General features: G+C 71.2%; 12 protein-coding genes. 6 read left to right on the top strand and 6 right to left on the bottom strand.

Features of this window, described 5'->3' with window-relative positions:
• Positions 1–36 precede the first annotated feature (36 nt).
• From ACTWP9_RS04725 to ACTWP9_RS04740, 4 genes are all read right to left on the bottom strand, one after another.
• Positions 37–2,031: an amylo-alpha-1,6-glucosidase gene (locus ACTWP9_RS04725; protein WP_443244676.1), complete on the bottom strand. Its 1,995-nt coding sequence runs from the start codon at positions 2,029–2,031 to the stop codon at positions 37–39.
• The gene (locus tag ACTWP9_RS04730) at positions 2,028–3,575 is read right to left on the bottom strand and encodes an MGH1-like glycoside hydrolase domain-containing protein (protein WP_443244677.1); all 1,548 of its coding nucleotides are present in this window, start codon (positions 3,573–3,575) and stop codon (positions 2,028–2,030) included. The genes ACTWP9_RS04725 and ACTWP9_RS04730 overlap by 4 nt, the downstream gene beginning before the upstream one ends.
• Positions 3,572–4,390, bottom strand: a complete 819-nt coding sequence (locus tag ACTWP9_RS04735) for a sugar phosphate isomerase/epimerase family protein (protein WP_443244678.1) — start codon at positions 4,388–4,390, stop codon at positions 3,572–3,574. Before ACTWP9_RS04735 ends, ACTWP9_RS04730 begins: the two co-directional genes overlap by 4 nt.
• Positions 4,391–4,470: 80 nt before the next feature.
• Positions 4,471–5,517 (bottom strand): zinc-dependent alcohol dehydrogenase, encoded by a 1,047-nt coding sequence (locus ACTWP9_RS04740; protein WP_443244679.1) that lies wholly within the window; start codon positions 5,515–5,517, stop codon positions 4,471–4,473.
• Between the two features lie 143 nt (positions 5,518–5,660).
• Here ACTWP9_RS04740 and ACTWP9_RS04745 point away from each other — a divergent pair, with 143 nt between their 5' ends.
• The 5 genes from ACTWP9_RS04745 to ACTWP9_RS04765 are packed head-to-tail and all read left to right on the top strand — an operon-like array spanning position 5,661 to position 11,172.
• Positions 5,661–7,073, top strand: a complete 1,413-nt coding sequence (locus ACTWP9_RS04745; RefSeq protein ID WP_443244680.1) for an ABC transporter substrate-binding protein — start codon at positions 5,661–5,663, stop codon at positions 7,071–7,073.
• Positions 7,070–8,122, top strand: coding sequence for a carbohydrate ABC transporter permease (locus ACTWP9_RS04750; RefSeq protein WP_443244681.1), 1,053 nt, complete (start codon positions 7,070–7,072; stop codon positions 8,120–8,122). Before ACTWP9_RS04745 ends, ACTWP9_RS04750 begins: the two co-directional genes overlap by 4 nt.
• Positions 8,122–9,012 (top strand): carbohydrate ABC transporter permease, encoded by an 891-nt coding sequence (locus tag ACTWP9_RS04755; RefSeq protein WP_443244682.1) that lies wholly within the window; start codon positions 8,122–8,124, stop codon positions 9,010–9,012. The genes ACTWP9_RS04750 and ACTWP9_RS04755 overlap by 1 nt, the downstream gene beginning before the upstream one ends.
• Positions 9,013–9,052: 40 nt before the next feature.
• Complete coding sequence (locus tag ACTWP9_RS04760; RefSeq protein WP_443244683.1) at positions 9,053–10,294, top strand: ROK family protein; 1,242 nt, start codon at positions 9,053–9,055, stop codon at positions 10,292–10,294.
• Entirely contained in the window at positions 10,291–11,172 is an 882-nt protein-coding gene (locus ACTWP9_RS04765) for a Gfo/Idh/MocA family protein (RefSeq protein ID WP_443244684.1), read from the top strand. Before ACTWP9_RS04760 ends, ACTWP9_RS04765 begins: the two co-directional genes overlap by 4 nt.
• A gap of 126 nt (positions 11,173–11,298) precedes the next feature.
• On the opposite strand, the gene ACTWP9_RS04770 is transcribed toward ACTWP9_RS04765, so the two are convergent.
• A complete protein-coding gene (locus tag ACTWP9_RS04770) occupies positions 11,299–12,918 on the bottom strand; it encodes an ABC-F family ATP-binding cassette domain-containing protein (protein ID WP_443244685.1) in 1,620 nt (539 codons plus the stop codon).
• 371 nt (positions 12,919–13,289) lie between these two features.
• Here ACTWP9_RS04770 and ACTWP9_RS04775 point away from each other — a divergent pair, with 371 nt between their 5' ends.
• Positions 13,290–14,354 (top strand): hypothetical protein, encoded by a 1,065-nt coding sequence (locus tag ACTWP9_RS04775; protein WP_443244686.1) that lies wholly within the window; start codon positions 13,290–13,292, stop codon positions 14,352–14,354.
• A 167-nt stretch (positions 14,355–14,521) separates the two neighbouring features.
• On the opposite strand, the gene ACTWP9_RS04780 is transcribed toward ACTWP9_RS04775, so the two are convergent.
• On the bottom strand, positions 14,522–16,888 hold the full coding sequence (locus ACTWP9_RS04780) for a Tex family protein (RefSeq protein WP_443244687.1): 2,367 nt from the start codon (positions 16,886–16,888) through the stop codon (positions 14,522–14,524).
• Positions 16,889–17,018: the final 130 nt, after the last annotated feature.

Genomic DNA, 17,018 nt, shown 5'->3' on the forward strand with positions numbered 1-17,018 from the left:
CCATGCCGCGACACTACGCCGCGGGAACGCCCCCGGTCAGCGGCTCAGCGCCGTCAGCAGCGCCAGCGGGGTGGCCGCCGCCCATGCCTGCGGTGAGCAGGCGTGCGGGTAGGGGACCGGTTCCGAGAAGTCCTCGCGGTCGTACCCGGCCAGCACCTCCGGCAGCCGGTGATCGCACCGCGCGGCAGCGGCCAGCAGCCCCTCCGCCAGCCGCGCGGCCTCGGCCCGCAGGCTGTAGCGGGCCAGGCCGAGGGCGATCAGCGCGTTGTCCTGCGGCCAGATGCTGCCGCGATGGTAGGAGAGCGGATGGTACGCGGTCTGGCCCGCGGCCAGCGTGCGCACGCCCCAGCCGGAGAAGAAGTCCGGCTCCAGCAGCCGCCGTCCCACCGTCTCGCCCCGGCGCTGTCCCAGGATGCCCGACCACAGCAGATGCCCCGCGTCGGAGGCGAGCGCGTCCAGACGGCGCCCGGTCTCGTCCAGCGCGAGCGGCGGAAAGCCGCGGTCCGGCAGCCAGAAGTCGGCCCCGAAACGCTCGCGCAGCCCGGCCGCGGCCCGCTCCAGCCGGCCCGCGTAGCCAGGGTCGTCCCAGGCCGTACGGGCGAGCTCGGCGGTGCGGCACAGCGCGTCGTACGCGTACCCCTGCACCTCGGCGACCATCACGGCGCCGGTCGGCAGGGTGCCGTCGGCCGCGCAGATCGCACCGGGGGAGTCCTTCCAGTTCTGGTTGGCCAGACCGCCTCTGTCCGGCCGATAGGCGAGGTAGCCCAGGTCCTCCAGGCCGCCATGGGCGAACATCCACTGCACCGCGGCCCGCGCCTGCGGCTCCAGGCGGCGGGCGAGCTTCTGGCCTTCGGCGCCCTGTTGTTCCGCGTAGGCACCGAGGAGGACGAGGAAGAGCGGTGTGGAGTCGACGGATCCGTAGTAGCGGCCGTAGGGCACCTGTCCGAAGGCGGCCAGTTCGCCGTGCCGCACCTCGTGCACGATCTTGCCGGGCTCGGCCACCCGCTTCGGATCGGTCGTCTCGGCCTGGGTGGCTGCCAGCGCCAGCAGGGTGGCCTCGGCGAGCTCAGGGCGGAAGGGAAGGGCGAAGAAGGAGGTGAGCAGCGAGTCCCGGCCGAACAACGCCAGGAACCAGGGCACTCCGGCACCCGGTACCCGCAGCGGCACCCCGTCGGGTCCCGGGACGGTGACACACAGTCCGGCCAGGTCGGCCAGCCCTTGCTCACAGGCGCGGGCAAGCTCAGGACGGGCGGTACGCCGGCTCGGGCACGGCTCGGCCGTCACGAACGTATGCCGCGCGGCGGCCAGTTCGGAGCGTATGGACGCCGGGCCCCGGGCTCCGTCCGCTCCGGTGGGCGAGCCGGCTTCCGGCGCGCCGTGCGGCAGCGCCGCCACCCGCAGCCGAAGCTCGACCGCGCCGTGCGGCGACGGCTCCAGGAGCCAGCTCAGCCTGCGTGCCGTGCCGTCGGTCTCCGTCATCTCGGCGGCCACGGTCTCGACGGGTGCGGGATCGGCTGTGATGACCGTACGGGCGTGCCAGTCCGGGCCGCGCCGGTAGTGGAACTCGATACCGTCCGGGCGGCTGACGGCGCTGCGTACGGCGTCCGGCCGCGGGTACTCGTGCGACGAGCGCAGTTCCATCTGGTCGGCGAAGTCGGCGTCCACGGTCAGACTCAGCCGTACCGGCGCCGCCGAGCCCTGGTTGCTGACGACACGTATGCGCTCCGTCAGTACCCCGTCCGCCACGGCCTGTTCGCGGAAGAGAGTGCACCCGGGCGGCGCCTCGCGGGTTCCGCGCGGGGTCAGTACGGCAGCGGCCGGGCCGTCGTCCCGGTCGGGCTCCGGGGCCGGGACGAGCACCGTCGGAGCCGACCCGTCGAGCGTCAGCTGCCAGCGGCTCAGATGGCGGGTGTCACGGCGGAAGAGCCCGTCCGGCGTCGTCGTACCGGGGGTTCCGGCGATGTTCCCGGAAGGGGCCAGCACAGCGAAGGTGCCGTCGTGTACGAGCAACCGGTGCTCGGTCCCCGTCATCGGTTCACCGGTCCCTTCTCGGGCGCGGGCACCGGCGCGGGCGCCGGAATGTGCGGGGCGGCGCCGGAAGCCGCCGCCGGAACGCCCGTACGGGGAGCGGGCGCCGCGCAGGCCGGGTCCCGGGCGAGCAGGTCCAGGGCGAGCGCGGCCGTCCAGCTGAAGTCGCGGGCACCACGGCCCTGCCCGGTGTACGGGTCGAGGTACTCCGCGAAGCGGCTGGCCGCCGCGGCACGCAGCACCTCGGCGGCCAGCGCGTCGGCGCACGCGCTCTCACCGTGCTGCCGAAGTCCGCGCTCCAGCAGCCAGTTGACGTTGAACCAGGCGGGACCGCGCCAGTACCGGCACCGGTCGAAGGCGGCGCCGCGCAGGTCGTAACTGGGCAGCAGCCGCACGGTGGTACCCAGGCCGTAGTGCTCGCCCGAGACCGTATGCAGCAGCGTCTCCACGATGTGCCGGGGCAGCTCCGGGGCGACCAGCGGCAGCAGCCCGGCGGCGCTGCGCTCGGCCACCAGCCGCCCGCCGTGTCCGTCCACCGCCGCGTCGCCGACGGCTTCCGCGCGCAGGTCGCGGCAGAGGAACTGCCCGGCCTCTGGCGACCACAGCCGCTCCACCAGCGCCTCGGTCAGTGCCGCAGCCCGCTGCCGGTGCAGGCCGGGGTCGCCGTCCAGCACCTCGGCGATCCGGGCCAGTGCGTACTCGGAGGCGAGGAACAGCGCGTTGAACCCGGGGTCTTCCACGGCGAAGGAGTGCGGGGCCTCGGCGTCGCGGTAGCCGTGGTCACGGTACTCGGCGGCCAGCCGCACATAGCGCCCGTAATCCAGGTCGGTGGGCCGGTCGGCTGCCGTTCCGTGCACCAGGTCGGCGCGCCGGAACGTGCCGGCGGCGGCGGGCTCGATCCGGGCCAGCGGACCGTCCCAGCACGGGCTGTTGTCCATCCCCGGTTCCCAGGGGTGCACCACGGCGGCCAGCCCGTGTCCGCCCAGGTCGCGATGGTCGGCCAGATAGCGGTGCCAGGCCACCAGCCGCGGATACACCCGGGCCAGAAAGCCGCGCCGCGCCGACGTACCCGGATCGGCGCTGTGCACCAGCCAGGCGGCCAGCGCGTGCACCGGCGGCTGCACCACTCCGGACGTCTCCACCGTGCGCGGCGCACCGGCGGTGGCGCCCGCCGAGGACGAGCGCCAGAAGTCGGGGCTGGGGAAGTACGCGTCGAGCGGCACCGCGCGGTTGAAGACGATGTGCGGCACCCGCCCGTCTCCCCACTGCGCTCCCAGCAGCGTCTCCACCTCCTGCTGCGCCCGCACCGGGGAGAGATGGCGCAGCCCGATGGCGATGAACGCCGAGTCCCAGCTCCACTGGTGCGGATACAGCCCGTGGGACGGCACGGTGGAGCTGCCGGTCCAGTTGCCGAGCAGCACCTGGCAGGCGGCGCGGCGCAGGGCGCGGCGGGCTTCGGGCAGCTGCGGCAAGTCCGGGGGGCGGGACGGCGCGGAGTCGGACGCCGGGGTGGACGCGGTGCCGGCCGGCGCCGGGGGAGGCGTCACCGCGCCGCTCCACCGGTGCGGGCGGCGAGGAACGGCGGTATGGACCTGAGGGCCTCCGCGGGGTCCGACTCCGGAGACAGCCGGCACTCCACGGCCAGCCAGCCGCTGTAGCCGGCACTGTCCAGGGCGCCCAGCCATGCGGACCAGTCCAGATGCCCGGCACCCGGCTGGTACCGGTTGGAGTCACTGACCTGCGCGTGCCCGATGTACGGGGCCGCCGCCAGGATCGCCGCCGGCGGGTCGGCCTCCTCGATGTTCATGTGGTAGCTGTCGATCCCGATCCGGACGGAGTCCAGGCCGACGGTACGGATCAGCTCCGCCGCCTGCTCCAGCCGGTTGACCATGTGGTCCTCGTAGCGGTTCAGCGGCTCCAGGAAGAGGGTGACGCCCTCGGCCCGGGCATGCTCACCCAGCGTCGTCAGCCCGTCGAGGAGCACATCGCGGTCCTCCTCCGCACTGCGGGGCGGGGTGAAGGGCGGCAGCCGGCGCGAGAACATCCCGTACGAGGCGGGGGTCTGCGCCCCCACACCGCCCAGCTCGGCGATGACGGCCAGCTGGGACCTCAACTGGGCGAGCGCGTCGCGGCGTTGGCCCGCGTCGAACGCCGCGAAGAAGTGCAGCATGTCGACACAGACCGTCGGCATCACCACGCCGTCCGCCATGGCCCGGCGCAGTTCGGGCAGCCGGTCGCGGAAGTGGAAGCCGCCCTTGCCGCGCAGCTCGATGCCGTCGAATCCGGCCTCCTGGGCGAACTCCCACTTCTGCTGGAGGGTTTCGCCCGGGAGCAGCTGCTCCTGGCAGGCCGTCTTGAACATGGTTCGCCTTTCGGGAGGTCGGAGGGTGGTTGCGGTGGGGCTCGGTGCGGAGCACCGGGGGGCCCTGACACGAGGAGCTGTCAGAACTCGAGCACCACCTGCAACGCATCCCCCGGCCGCTCGTCCAGCAGCACATACGCTTCTGCCGCTTCGGTCACCGGCACCACATGGCTGACCAGCGGCTTGACGTCCACCCGTCCCTCGGCGACCAGCCGCAGAAAGGTCTGCTGCAACCGCTCGACGGTCCACCGGCCGGAGAGTGCCTGCGGGACGCCGCCGATCTGCGAGCAGACCAGCTGGGCCCGGTTGTGGTGGAACTCGTCGCCGAGCCGCAGCCCGGTCCCGTCCCCCTGATAGAAGCCGGAGGCCACCACGCGCCCGCCGACCGCGACCGACCGCAGCGCCTCGTGCAGCGCGGGGTACGCACCGCTGATCTCGATCGCCGCGTCCGCACCGCGCCCGTCGGTCGCCTCGCGGATCCGCTCAGCGACGGCGTCGGTACGCGCGTTCAGCAGCTGCGCCGCGCCATGGCGCTTCGCGTGCTCCAGCCGTACGTCCAGCGTGTCGACGGCCGTCACGCGGGCCCCGTTGAGTTGGGCGAGCCGGGTGGCCAGCAGGCCGATGACGCCTTGGCCGAAGACGGCGACGTCCTCGCCGAGGTGGATGTCGGCGCCGAGAACGGCGTTGTAGGCGATGGCGCCGACCCGCGCGAACGCTCCGGCCAGCGGGTCGAGCCCGTCCGGCAGGGTGTGCCCGGCCATCCGCTCGGCGGGGACGATGCCTTCGCTGCGGTGGCCCCAGATGCCCCACACCAGATCGCCCACGCGGGGGATGTCCGGTGTGTCGGCCAACTCGGGGGAGACCTCGGTGACTTCGCCGACCTCCGAATAGCCCCAGCCTGTCACCGGGTACGCGATGCCCGCCGCGCCCTCCCGGAAGAGTCGTGCCTCGGGGTCCCAGCTGCGTGTGAGATAGGGATTGGTGCCCCGGTACGCGGTCAGTTCCGTGCCCGCCGATATGCCCGAAAAGCGGGTGCGGACGCGCAAGTGGCCGGGCGGCAGCGGCGCGCTCTCGAGCTCGGCCACCTCGACCGCTCGCGGGCCGGTGAACTGGACAACTCGCTCCACAAGGGACTCCGGGCGGCTCGGCTTCGGCGGTTTCGTAGAAGATACATCGGGGTTACGTCTTGTGAACAGACAGAACTGGTGTTGAGATGCGTAACTCACAAGCTGAATTCGGAACGAACCGAAGTCGGAACCGAGGGTGAGGCATGCAGACGTGGACGCGGCGGTCGAAGGTGACCGCGGCCGGGCTCGCCGGAGTGCTCGGGGTGGGTCTCCTCGCCGGTTGCTCCGGGAATGCCGCGGCAGGCCCGGACAAACCGGACAAAAAACTGACCGTATGGACGCTGGAGAACCTCCCGGCGCGCATGGCGGCCACCAAGAAGATCGTCTCCCGCTACGAGCGGAAGACCGGCGTCCAGGTCAAGCTCGTCGGCGTCGACGAGGGCCAGCTGCCGCAGCTGATCATGTCGGCCGCCGCCGCGGGTGACCTGCCCGACGTGATCGCCGCGCTCCCGCTCGGCCAGGTCTGGCAGATGTACGAGAACGACCTGCTCAACACCAAGATCCCGGCCGACATCGTCAAGGAGCTCGGCCCTCGCACCTTCAACGCCAACGCGCTCCGGCTCACCGCCGACGGCGGCACCCGGCTGACCGTCCCCTCCGACGCCTGGCTCCAGCTGCTCGTCTATCGCAAGGACCTGTTCAAGAAGGCGGGCCTCGAGCCGCCCACCAGCTACGCCACCATGACCAAGGCCGCCCGGAAGCTCGACAAGGGTCGGATGGACGGCATCTCGCTGGCCACCGACCCCGGCGACGCCTTCACCCAGCAGAGCTTCGAGAACCTTGCGCTGGCCGACGACTGCCAACTGATCACCAAGGGCGAGGCGGCGCTCGACTCGCCCGCCTGCCGCCGTGCCTTCGCCACGTACCGGACGCTCGCGCACGATCATGGGCCGGTGGGCACCCAGACGGTCGACTCGACCCGCGCCACCTACTTCGCGGGCCGCTCACCCATGGTGATGTGGTCCTCCTTCCTGCTGGACGAGCTGGCCGGGGAGCGCGCGGACGCCCGCCCCAGCTGCGCCCAGTGCAAACGTGACCCCGGCTTCCTCGCCGAGCACAGCGGTATCACCACCGCGCTCAAGGGCCCGGACGCGGCGAAGGCCGGCCAGTTCGGCGAGATCACTTCCTGGACGGTGACCAGGACCGCCGAGACGGCGGCCTCCCGCGGCTTCATCGAGTACATGATGGGCGCCGGATACCAGGACTGGTACGGCATGGCACCGGAGGGCAAGATCCCGGTCCGCGAGGGCACCGCCGACGACCCGGAGAAGTACACCCGGGCCTGGCGCAGCAGCAGGCTCGGCGTCGAGGCCACCCACCGTAAGCGGCTCGACGAGATCTACCCCGAGAAGCTGCTGGCGGAGCTGACCGAGGGGGTCGGTCACCTGCGCCGCTGGGGCATCACCGAAGGCGAGGGCGCCCTGGTCGGCGCCACCAACGGCGAGCTGCCGGTCGCCAAGGCCGTCGGCGAACTGACCAGCGGGCAGACAGGGCCCGGTGAGACCGCCCGCAAGGTCAACGAGGAAGTCGGCGCACTGCGGAGGTCCCTGCGATGAGCACCACATCCCCCACTCCGTCGAGCGCAGCGCCCACCCAAGCACAAAGACCCGGCAAAGCAGGCATTAAGGATAAAAAGCATGATCCGGGGTCCCGTCGTCCCGACCGGCGCCCGCTGACCGGCGCCGCACGGGAGAACCGCGCCGGGCTGGCCTTCGTCACCCCCACCTTCCTCGTCGTCCTCGTGGTCGTCGTCCTGCCGATCCTCTGGACGGTGCTGCTGGCCTTCCAGCACGCCCGGCTGGTGGACATCCAGGGCATGAGCCTGTTCGGCAACTGGTCACTGGACAACTTCGCCGGGGTCTTCTCCTCGCCCGGCTTCTGGACCAGCCTGTGGACGACGCTGCTCTACACCGTCGGCTCCACCGCGGGATCCGTGCTGCTCGGTCTGGTCGCGGCCCTCGCGCTGCGCCGGCCCTTCCGCGGCCGGGGCCTGCTGCGCGGATCGATGCTGCTGCCGTACGTGGCGCCCGTGGTGGCCGTCGCCTTCGTGTGGCAGATCGCGCTCAGCCCACAGTTCGGCATCGTCAACGAGTGGGGCGGCAAGCTGCTGGGCTGGGACGACCCCATCGCCTTCCTCTCCACCCGCTCCTACGAAATCTCCCTGCTCGGGCTGCACTTCGAGGTGCCGCTGGCGCTGCTGACCGTCATCGCCTTCGAGACCTGGCGCTACTTCCCGTTCGCCTTCCTCTTCCTGCTGGCCCGTCTCCAGGCGGTCCCCGACGTCCTGGAGGAAGCCGCCACCGTCGACGGCGCCACGCCCACCCAGCGCTTCCGCTATGTCCTGCTGCCCCAGCTGATGCCGGTCATCGCGCTGCTGTGCGTACTTCGCTTCATCATGACGTTCAACAAGTTCGACGACATCTACCTGCTCACCGGCGGCGGCTCCGGCACCGACGTGGTGGCCGTACGGGTCTACGACTTCCTCACGGCACGCTTCGACGTGGGTGCCGCCGCGGCCCAGGCACTGGTGCTCGCCGTCGTGCTGATGGTGCTGCTGGGCGTGTACTTCAAGTTCTTCGGCAAGAAGGTCGAGGAGGAGGCGTGATGAGCGGCATCCGTACGTCCCTGCCGAGCCGCGCGCAGTTCGAGGAGCGGCTCTTCGGAGTGCTCCGGCGGGTGGTGATCGCCTTCCTGGCACTGATCACCCTGGTGCCCTTCTGCTACATGCTGCTGCTGTCGGTGAAGCCCATCGATGCGCTGCTGCTGAATCCGGGCCAACTGTGGGTCTCCGCCGAGGACTTCACGCTCAGTACGTACGAGGAAGTGCTGAAGCCCACCGAAGAGGGCGGCCAGGGCTTTGTGCACATGCTCGCCAACTCCGCGCTCGTCTCCCTCGGTGCGGTGGTGCTGACCCTGCTCGCCGCCATCCCCGGCGCCTACGCGGTCAGCCGGCTGAAGTTCTTCGGCAACAGGCAGGTGAGCGTCCTCTTCCTCGCGGTCTACCTCTTCCCGGCGACGCTGCTGGCCGTGCCGCTGTTCGTGATGTTCGCGAAGCTGGGGCTCCAGGGCAGCCTGGTCGGACTCGCCATCGTCTACATCGCGCAGACCGTGCCGGTGTCGATCTACATGATGAAGAACTACTTCGTCACCATCCCGTACTCCATCGAGGAGGCCGCAGCGCTCGACGGCTGTACCCGGCTGCAGACCGTACGCAAGGTGGTCCTGCCGCTCGCCGCGCCCTCGCTGATGGCGACCGGGCTCTACGTCTTCATGATCGCCTGGAACGAGTTCCTCTTCGCGCTGCTCTTCCTGGCCGCGCAGCCGGAGAAGTGGACGGTCTCGCTTGGACTCCAGCAGCTCGCCAACGGCGTCGAGGTCTCCAAGACGGTGCTGATGGCAGGATCGGTGGTGCTGACCATCCCCGTCGTCCTGCTGTTCTTCGCCATGGAACGGCTCCTGACCGAGGGCCTGACCAGCGGCGCGGACAAGAGCTGAGCGGCCTGGAGCCGCCCGGCGGACAAGAGCTGAGGAGAGCATGACCGGTACCACCGGCAACCAGTCGAGCGCGGGCCATCTGTTGCAGCTCATCCGGGACGGCCGGGCCACCACCCGCGGTGCACTGCAACAGGCCACCGGGCTGTCCAGGTCCACCGTCGGCCACCGCCTCGACCAGCTCTTCGCGGCGGGCTGGCTGCGCGAGGGCGAGGCCACGCCGGCGGCGGGCTCCACCGGCGGGCGCCCCTCCGCACGCCTGGAGTTCGACGCCGGGCACGCCGTGGTCCTCGCCGCCGACCTCGGAACCCGGCACGCCACTGCGGGCGTGCTCGACCTCGCCGGGAACGTGCTGGCCGAACGCTCGGGGGAGATGGTCATCGGCGACGGACCCGACCGGGTGCTCGACCGGCTCGGCCAGTGGTTCGCCGGGCTGCTCAAGGAGCACGGCACGGACCCGTCCCGGGTCTGCGGCATCGGTCTGTCGGTGCCGGGGCCCGTCGACTTCGACTCCGGACTGGTCATCCAGCCGCCGATCATGCCCGGCTGGGACGGCTACCCGCTGCGCGAGCGGATGCAGGAGGCGTACGCGGCACACATCCAGGCGGGACCGTCCGTGCCCGTCCTCGTCGACAACGACGCCAACCTCATGGCCTACGCCGAACAGCGCGTCGGCCACCCCGACTGTGCGGCCTTCCTGCTGATCAAGGTGGCCACCGGCATCGGTGCGGGCGTCGTCGTGGACGGGCAGCCCTACCGCGGCATCGACGGCGGGGCCGGCGACATCGGACACATCCGGCTGCACGACTGCCAGGACGCGCTGTGCATGTGCGGCAACCACGGCTGCCTCGCCGCCGTCGCCAGCGGGCGCGCGCTGGCCAACCAGCTCACCGCCGCCGGCGTGCCCACCACCTCCGGCTCCGGCGTCCGCGACCACCTCGCCGCCGGCCGGCCCGAAGCGGTACGGCTCGCCCGCGAGGCCGGGCGCCGCGTGGGGGAGGTGCTGGTCACCGTCGTCACCCTGCTCAACCCCGGCGTCCTGATGATCGCCGGGGACCTGGCAGGCACCCCGTTCCTGACCGGCGTACGAGAGCTGCTGTACCAGCGCGCCATGCCCCGCACCACAGCGCACCTCAACGTCGTCACCTCCCAACTGGGCGAGCGGGCCGGCCTGATCGGCGCCGCCGCCATGGTCGTCGAGGACCGCTACGCCCCCGACCGCGCCGACGCCCGGCTGGCCGCGTCGGCCGACGACCGTCACAACGCGAAGGAGACAGCACCGTGAGTGCACCCTGGCCCGGCCCTCCGATACGTGTCGGGCTCGTCGGTGCCGGGCCGTGGGCCCGCACCATGCACGCCCGGATGCTCGCCGCCGGGCCCGAGACCGAGCTGACCGCCGTCTGGGCCCGCAGACCCGAAGCCGCAGCACAGATCGCCGTGGAACACGGCGCGAAAACCGCGGCGTCCTTCGCCGAACTCCTCGAACACTGCGAGGCCGTGGCCTTCGCCGTACCGCCCGCTGTCCAGGCCGAGCTGGCGCCGCGCGCCGCCCGCGCGGGCCGGGCGCTGCTGCTGGAGAAGCCGCTGGGGCCCGACCTGGCGGCTGCCCGCACAGTCGCCGACGCGGTGGCGGAGAGCGGCGTCGTCTCCCAGCTGGTGCTGACCAAGCGCTACCACCCGGTGACCCGGCACTTCCTCGCCCGGGCCCGCGAGCTGACAGTCACCGGGGCCCGCTCCTGCTATCTGCACGGCGCGTTCCTCGGCGGCGACCACGCCACCGCCTGGCGGCTGGAACACGGCGCCCTGCTCGACCTGGGCGCGCACCTTCTCGACCTGCTCGACCTCGCGGTCGGCCCCGTCACCGCCGTACGCGGCACCGGCGATCCGCGCCGCTGGACCGAGCTGACCTGCGAGCACGAGAACGGCGCCGTCAGCCAAGCCTCGCTCTCCGGCGCGGTCGCGCTGCCCCGGGCCCGTACCCGGGTGGAGCTGTACGGGCCCGAGGGAGAGCTGGTCTACGACACCGCGGACCTCGACCACGAGGAGTGCTGGCCGGTGCTGCGGCGGGAATTCGCAGCCGCCATACGTGGTGGTCGCTCCAGTGAGATCGACGCCCAGCGCGGGCTGCGGCTCCAGGAGTTGCTGGAGCAGGCGGTGCGGTAGAGGGACGCGCCCCGTAAGGGGCGCGGGGAACTGCGCGACAAGCCATGGGGGTACCTCCCTGCTCGAAGAGCTTGGGGGAGCAACCCGCAGTCCGCGACCGACGGACAGGGGCACCCCCTCACCGGTCTACAGCTCCGTCGGATCCACCTCCCGCAGTTCCCCCTCCCGCAGCTCCAGCCACCGGGTCATCCCCAACTCATGGAGAAACGGGACGTCATGGCTGGCGACCAACAGCGCTCCCGCATAGCCGGACAGCGCCTCCCGCAGCTGTCGGACACTGGACATGTCCAAATTGTTCGTCGGCTCATCCAGCATGAGCAACTGAGGGCCGGGCTCGGCCAACATCACAGCGGCGAGGGTGGCCCGAAAACGCTCCCCACCAGAGAGCGTGCCGACGGCACGCTCGGCCCGCTCGCCCCGGAAGAGGAACCGGGCGAGCCGGGAGCGGATCTGCTGATTGGTCGCCTCCGGCGCCACCGCGGCGACGTTCTCGATGAGGGACAGCGCATCGTCGAGCACATCCAGCCGCTGGGGCAGATAGCGCAGCGGCACATGGGTGCGTACCTCTCCCGCGATGGGCGGGAGTTGCCCGGCGATGGTGCGCAGCAGTGTCGTCTTACCCGCGCCGTTCGGGCCGACCAGCGCGATCCGGTCGGGCCCGGCCACGCCGAGCGAGACACCCGCGCCGTGCCGCAGCTCCACCTCGTCCAGCTCCAGCACCCGCCGCCCGCGCGGCACCGCGGTGAACGGCAGCTCGACACGGATCTCGGCGTCGTCCCGTACCCGCTCGGCCGCCTCCTCCAGCCGTTCCTTCGCCTCTTCGAGGCGCTGCTCGTGCAGGATGCGGTGCTTTCCGGCCGACTCCTGCGCCTTGCGCTTGCGCGCGCCCATCAGGATCTTCGGCTCGCTCCCGCTGGCCTGCACCTTGTTGCCGTGCCTGGCGCGCCGGGCCAGCTTGGTCTGCGCCTCGGCCAGTTCGCGCTGCTGCCGCCGTACGTCGGTCTCGGCCGCGCGCACCATCCGCTCGGCGGCCTGCTGCTGGGCGGCGACGGCCTCCTCGTACGCGGCCAGATTGCCGCCGTACCAGGTGACCTCGCCGCCGCGCAGTTCGGCGATCTGGTCGACCAGCGCAAGCAGTTCGCGGTCGTGGCTGACGACGACGAGAACGCCGTTGAAGGAGGCGACGGCGTCGTGGAGCCGCCGACGGGCCGCCCGGTCGAGGTTGTTGGTGGGCTCGTCGAGCAGCAGCACATCGGGCCTGGCCAGCAGCAGCGCCGCCAGCCGCAGCAGCACCGACTCGCCGCCGGACACCTCGCCGATGGTCCGGTCCAGCCCCACGTGAGCGAGGCCGAGCTGGTCCAGCGTCGCGCGGGCCCGCTCTTCGACGTCCCAGTCGTCGCCTACGGCGGTGAAGTGCTCCTCGCTGACGTCGCCTGCCTCGATGGCGTGCAGCGCGGCCCGGGTACGGGCGACGCCCAGCGCCTCGTCGACCCGCAGGGTGGTGTCGAGGGTGAGGCTCTGCGGCAGATAGCCGACCTCGCCCGCGACCTTGACGCTCCCGGCCTCGGGGCGCAGCTCGCCCGCGAGCAGCTTCAGCAGGGTGGACTTCCCACTGCCGTTGAGCCCGATCAGGCCGGTGCGGCCAGGGCCGACGGTCAGCTCGAAGTCGGTCAGGACGGGGCTGCCGTCCGGCCAGCTGAAGGTCAGCCGGGAGCAGACGAGAGAGTGGGCAGAGGGAGTTGGCACACGGGCCTCCTGGTCGCATCGCGGTGGGGGATGAACAACGCGGGAGACACCGGGCCCCGGCAAGAACGCCTGGGGACGGAATTCAGAAGGGAGGAGAAGAAGGCGAAGAGGCCGGCCGACTCGCTTCCGAGGTCACACACGTGGCACACAGACAGGGCACACGGTGTCTCAGACCTCAGATACGCAACGGCCTCTCCAATCGACGGCGACAGGGCCGTCCGGGACGATACGCCTGTGCTTTTGCCGCCCGCAAGCCGTTTTCGGCGCACGTGCGCTCCGTAAGGGGCGCGCCGGAAACCACCCCACCGTCGGCCGGAACCGGGCGACCCGGCATACTCCCAGCGCACAACAGCGAACAGCGGGAGCGTGCAATGAAGAGTGCGGTACGGGGGGTCGCGGGCATAGCCTGCGCGAGCAGTCTGGTCCTCATGGTGGCGGGATGCGGCGGGGGGTCCGGGAAGGACTCCGCCGACGGTTCGGGTTCCACCGATGACAAGCAGGAGCAGTCCGCGGGGGTCGGCGTAGTCAGCCGCGCCCAGGCCGACAAGCTCATCGACCACTACGAGAAGGTCAACAACCGGGCCAACAAGAACTCGGACCCGAAGCTGCTCTCCACCGTCGAAGGCGGCGCGGTCTTCGAGCAGAGCAAGTCCACCTTCAAGATGCAGAAGACCTGGTCGGCGAAGGAACGCGCCGACTACCGCAATCCGTTCCGTTACGTCGACCGGAAGTTCTACATTCCCCGGAAGGGGACCGCCGACTGGTTCGCGATGGTCGCGCACTCCAAGTCGCCCGGGGAGAAGAAGGGCAAATACCCCGGCATTCTCGTCATGGAGAAGCAGAAGAGCGGCGACTGGAAGATGATCGCCGGCAGCTACAGCGAGACCAAGTGGCTGCCGAAGTTCGCCAAGGACGAGGACGGCTTCGTCAAGCCCGTCTCCGACACCTCGGTGATGTCCGGCTCCGCCATGGCACCGGATGCGCTCTCCGACTCCCTGCTGGACCTCTACAAGCAGGGCTCCGCCAAGAACCGCTTCCGCACCTCGAAATCCACCAATGCGATCCGCAAGATTCCCAAGTCGCAGAACAAGCTGCTGAGCCCGCACGGCGAGGCCGTGTTCAGCCGGGGCGAATCGACCCACGAGAAGATCCACGCGCTCCGTACCAAGGACGGCGGCACGTTCGCCGTCTTCAGCACCGAGGTCCGGGAACACGACCGCGGTACGGAGGTATCGGCCACGATCCACCCGTCCGACTCCATGAAGGTATACGTCGGCAACACCTCCGCACCGGCATTCTTCGTCGACTGGCTGCACGTCTCCAGCGCCTACATCCCTCCGAAGGGCAACCCCAAGCTCCTCGGCACCGAGTACGACATGACAGGTGCCGCCGCCGGCTCCGGCCAGGACGGCGAGATGCCGGGCACGGACACCTGAGACCGCACTGTTGACCCGCCGCAGCTGGGGTATCTCCCGGCCGAAGGCTTGGGGAGCGCAACCACCCACAACAGGCGTCCGGCGGAATGGCGACCGGCCGATCCAGTCGACCACTCCGCCGGACCCTCGCCGTCCTGGCGAGGGTCCGGCGGAAACGGAGTTACCGGTCAGGCGAGCCCGGCTCGGCGGAGGGCCTCCGCCATCTCGCTGTTGGCCGGCGCCGGGGCGGACGCCCCCTGCTGGCCGCGGCGCTTGTTGCCGCCCCCGCGGCCCCCGCCGCCCTTGGGCGAGCCCTGGCGCTGCCGCGGGGCGCCCTCTCCCGCGCGCTTGCCGGCGGCTCGGGCCTCCGGCTCGTCGTCCAGCCGCAGCGTGAGCGAGATCCGCTTACGCGCCTCGTCCACGTCCAGCACCCGCACCTTGACGATGTCGCCGGGCTTGACCACGTCGCGCGGGTCCTTCACGAACGTCTTCGACATCGCCGAGACATGCACCAGGCCGTCCTGATGCACCCCGACATCGACGAAAGCCCCGAAGGCGGCGACGTTGGTGACCACGCCCTCCAGGACCATGCCCTTGGTGAGGTCGCTCAGCTTCTCGACACCCTCCATGAAGCTCGCCGTACGGAATGCGGGCCGCGGGTCACGGCCCGGCTTCTCCAGCTCCCGCAGGATGTCGGTGACCGTGGGCAGACCGAACGAGCCGTTCACGAACTCCTTCGCATCCAGCGTGCGCAGGACCTTCGCATTGCCGACCAGCGAGGGCACATCGGCGCCCGTCTTCGCCACCATGTCGCGTACGACCGGGTACGCCTCCGGGTGCACCGCCGAGGCGTCCAGCGGATCGTCGCCGCCCCGGATACGCAGGAAGCCCGCGCACTGCTCGAACGCCTTGGGGCCGAGCCGTGCCACGTCCTTGAGCTCCTGACGGCTCTTGAAGGGGCCGTTGGCGTCGCGGTGCGCGACGATGTTCTCCGCCAGGACCGTGCCGATGCCCGAGACCCGGGACAGCAGCGGTGCCGAAGCCGTGTTGACGTCCACCCCGACGCCGTTCACACAGTCCTCCACCACGGCGTCCAGCGAGCGCGACAGCTTCACCTCGGACAAGTCGTGCTGGTACTGGCCCACGCCGATCGACTTCGGGTCGATCTTCACCAGTTCGGCCAGCGGGTCCTGGAGCCGCCGGGCGATGGAGACGGCGCCGCGCAGCGACACATCGAGCTCGGGCAGCTCCTGCGAGGCGTAGGCCGAGGCGGAGTAGACCGAGGCGCCCGCCTCCGAGACCATCACCTTGGTCAGCTTCAGCTCCGGCTTGGCGGCGACGAGCTCACCGGCGAGCTTGTCGGTCTCGCGGGAGGCGGTGCCGTTGCCGATCGCGACGAGCTCCACCTTGTGCGCCTCGGCGAGCGCGGCCAGCTTCGCCAGTGACTGGTCCCACTGCTTCTGCGGCGCGTGCGGGTAGATCGTGTCCGTGGCGGCGACCTTGCCCGTCGCGTCGATCACGGCCACCTTCACGCCCGTCCGCAGCCCCGGGTCCAGACCGAGGGTGGCGCGGGTGCCGGCCGGCGCGGCGAGCAGCAGGTCGCGCAGGTTGGCCGCGAAGACCCGCACCGCCTCGTCCTCGGCCGCGGTCCGCAGCCGGGTGCGCAGATCGATGCCCAGGTGCACCAGGATGCGCGTACGCCACGCCCAGCGCACCGTCTCCGCGAGCCATGCGTCGGCCGGGCGCCCCTCGTTGCGCACCCCGAAGCGATGTGCGATGGAGCGCTCGTAGGAGCTCGGGCCCTCTTCGGCCGCGCCGTCCTCCCCGGCAGGCTCGGGCTCCATGGTGAGATCGAGGATCTCTTCCTTCTCACCGCGCAGCATGGCGAGGATCCGGTGCGAGGGCAGCTCGGTGAAGCCCTCGGAGAAGTCGAAGTAGTCGGCGAACTTGGCGCCCTGCTCCTCCTTGCCCTCCCGCACCTTGGCAGCCAGCCGGCCACGCTCCCACATGCGCTCCCGCAGCTCGCCGATGAGATCGGCGTCCTCGCCGAAGCGTTCGGTCAGGATTGCGCGCGCCCCCTCCAGGGCTGCTGCGGCGTCCGCGACGCCCTTGTCGGCGTCGACGAACGCGGCAGCCGCGGCGGACGGCTCCACCGTGGGGTCCGCGAGCAGCCCCTCGGCGAGCGGTTCGAGACCGGCCTCGCGGGCGATCTGCGCCTTGGTGCGCCGCTTGGGCTTGTATGGCAGGTAGATGTCCTCCAGGCGCGCCTTGGAATCGGCGGCGCGAATCTGCGCCGCCAGCTCCTCGGTGAGCTTGCCCTGCCCGCGCACGGACTCCAGGATCGACTCGCGCCGCTCCTCCAGCTCCCGCAGATAGCGCAGCCGCTCCTCCAGGGAGCGCAGCTGCGCGTCGTCGAGCATCTCGGTCGCTTCCTTGCGGTAGCGCGCGATGAACGGCACGGTCGACCCGCCGTCGAGCAGCTCGACAGCGGCGCGGACCTGCCGCTCGCGTACGCCGAGTTCCTCGGCGATCCTGCCTTCGATCGTCGTCGTCACGATGGTTCGTTCCGCCTTCTCGGTGCTGTGGTCCCCCGGTAGGCATGCATTGTGGCAGGCGGGTCCGACAGCCCCGCGCAGGCGGGCGCGACGGCGGCGCCCGTAGGCTGCCGTTCCGGCCGCTCCGCCG

The organism is Streptomyces sp. 3N207 (genome assembly GCF_052246355.1).
Classification (GTDB): Bacteria; Actinomycetota; Actinomycetes; order Streptomycetales; family Streptomycetaceae; genus Streptomyces.